Raw genomic sequence first — 2,406 nt, forward strand, 5'->3', positions numbered from 1 at the left:
AAAGGCGGGGTTTTTCGAGTCAGTGTGGGTCATCCGGGGCTAGGTGGGACCAAAATCCCATGCACAAATCCGCTGCATCTGACAAGTTCCATGACCCGTTTCAAAAGCCAGATTCTCCGAAAAACTGGGGTGACACATGGGGTCGAAAATGAAGCAGGATAAAGCGGTGACATCACCGCAGCCCACACCGGCCCGCAGTGCGGACTGGAAATGGCGGTTTGATGCGGTTTTTGAGGCCTTAGTTTTCGAAAATGGCGGGGGTCAGTTATGGCATCATGGAGTCCATGCGGACATCAGATCTGACATCAGAGTCAGCAGTGATGCCGGTTTGAAGCCGCCTTCGCGGGGGTCAAGGGTGGCGTCCATGGGCATTTTGCCGATTTTGTACCGACTTCAGGCATAGATACACAAATGATAACAATCTGATAACTCTGCCCCTGTGGTCTGGATATTCTTCCGCCTTGCTGGTATGTTGTGTGATTGACAGGAGGTGACAATCATGCACGACTATATGCGGGCGCTGCAGCAGAGATTTTTCAGGAAGCCACAGTGTGAGGATAATCGCCAAACGGTAGAAGAAACCTGCAAGGAACTGTTCGCACGGATGGGTGATGAGGACAGACGCAAACTACTCCTGATCGTGGACTCCATGGATGCCATCTGGGACGAAGTCTCTCTGGAGAGTTTTATCGCCAGCTTCAAGCTGGCCTGGGGAATCAGCCGGGAGCTGGAAACAGATGGTCTCTACTCCTACGATGAAGAGGAGATGATGCAGCCCTGGCGGAGATCTCAGGAGGTAGACTAAGCTCTTCAAAATCTGCGCCGCATAAACAAAGAAAGGAGGTTTTTGAATGGCAAAGAAGCGAGCCAACGGAGAAGGCAGCATCCGGAAGCGTTCAGATGGACGCTGGGAAGGCCGATATACTGCTGGTTATGACCCAGAGACGGGTAAGCGGATCACCAAGAATGTGTTGGGAAAGACCCAGGCAGAGGTGAAAGAGAAACTTTCCAAAGCCATTGAGGAAAGCAAGAAACTGGATATCGTCCGGTCAGACGAATACACTGTAGCGGAATGGCTGCGGCTGTGGTATGAACTCTACGCCAAGCCCAACATCCGCCCTACGACCGCAGACAGTTATCACCGCGATATAGAATCACATGTCATTCCTCGGATCGGAGAAATTAAGCTGAAGAAGCTCACTAGCCGGGATATACAGAAACTCTATAAGGATCTCCAGGAGAACGGAAGACTTCGGAAATCCCCAAAAAGTCAGAAGCCGGGGCTTAGCAACAGCACAGTTCGGGGCATCCACATGATGCTTCACAATGCTCTCGACCGTGCGGTGAAAGAGCGTCTGATCCTGCGCAACCCCACTGAGGACTGCATCATTCCCAAGATTCAGAAACAGGAGATGAAGATCCTCCATCCCGAGGATATGAAAACCTATCTGGAAGCGGCAGACAAAAGAGGCGTCCTGCCTATGTTCTATCTGGAGCTGGTGACGGGGATTCGCAAGGGAGAACTGACTGCCCTGCTGTGGTCCGACCTGGACGAAGAACAGCGCTTCATCTCAGTGAGCAAGCAGGCAGTGGGGGACAGGAACCGGAATGTCACCATCAGCCGGCCAAAGACAGAGAACTCGGTGAGGAAGATTTCGATTCCAGAGTCGGCGATAGAGCTGCTGCAGCAGGAACATAAAAAGCATCCGGACAACCCCTGGATGTTCCCCTCGCCCAGGACAGGAGAGATGTATCACCCGGACTCTATCGCAAAACTCCATGAGAAGATCCTGAAGGACACAGGGCTGGAGCACATCCGGTTCCATGATCTGCGGCATACCTTCGCTACCATGGCATTGCAGAATGGTGTAGATGTGAAAACAGTCTCCTCGATGCTGGGGCACTATGACGCAGGCTTCACACTAAAAACTTACACCCACGCCACCCGGCAGATGCAAGAACAGGCAGCGGAGAGGATGGGAAACTTCATGGAACAAGTGATGTAAAGAAAATCCCCGGAGAGCATTTTCTCCGGGGATTTTTTCTAAAGGATAGCTGAAATTGATGTTTATGATTTTATTATCAGCGCTTTTCTCTCATAGTACGGGGCCAAGTGTCTGAGGAGTGAGGTCAGCTGACTGCTGCATTTCAAGGTCCGGAAGTTCTTTCAGGTAGGACTCCACATTACGATACTGCACTCCGTTTTCCATCTGAATATCTTCACCACGATAAAGGACATATCGTCCTCGGATTGTGCCAAACCGCTTTTCTGTTCTTCGGCATTTGTCCTCATCCACGAGATGCCGGTACTGGAGAGGAACCTGTGTGCTGCTGTGTTTGATCTCAAAAATATCACAACAGTTTTCTTTCTGGTCATAGATGACCATATCAAACTCACCGACCTCA

At 51.0% G+C, this 2,406-nt stretch carries 2 protein-coding genes and 1 pseudogene; 2 read left to right on the forward strand and 1 reads right to left on the reverse strand.

The genetic code is table 11. The annotated features are described in order from the left end of the window. The first annotated feature begins 499 nt into the window (after nucleotides 1-499). Together H9X81_RS11475 and H9X81_RS11480 are read left to right on the forward strand one after the other, a co-directional pair. Nucleotides 500-805, forward strand: a complete 306-nt coding sequence (locus tag H9X81_RS11475) for a hypothetical protein (protein WP_204722160.1) — start codon at nucleotides 500-502, stop codon at nucleotides 803-805. Nucleotides 806-851: 46 nt separating this feature from the next. Further along, nucleotides 852-2,006 (forward strand): tyrosine-type recombinase/integrase, encoded by a 1,155-nt coding sequence (locus H9X81_RS11480; protein ID WP_204722162.1) that lies wholly within the window; start codon nucleotides 852-854, stop codon nucleotides 2,004-2,006. Nucleotides 2,007-2,096: 90 nt separating this feature from the next. On the opposite strand, the pseudogene H9X81_RS11485 reads toward H9X81_RS11480, so the two are convergent. Next, nucleotides 2,097-2,406, reverse strand: a pseudogene (locus tag H9X81_RS11485) (AAA family ATPase); the annotation flags it as partial.

Origin of the sequence: Hydrogenoanaerobacterium saccharovorans (assembly GCF_016901815.1) — a bacterium.
Classification (GTDB): Bacteria; Bacillota; Clostridia; order Oscillospirales; family Ruminococcaceae; genus Avimicrobium; species Avimicrobium caecorum.

What these genes read in the sequence shown, in the direction of transcription:
- H9X81_RS11475 (WP_204722160.1), top strand. Translation starts at nt 500, where the DNA reads ATGCACGACTATATGCGGGCGCTGCAGCAGAGATTTTTCAGGAAGCCA.
- H9X81_RS11480 (WP_204722162.1), top strand. Translation starts at nt 852, where the DNA reads ATGGCAAAGAAGCGAGCCAACGGAGAAGGCAGCATCCGGAAGCGTTCA.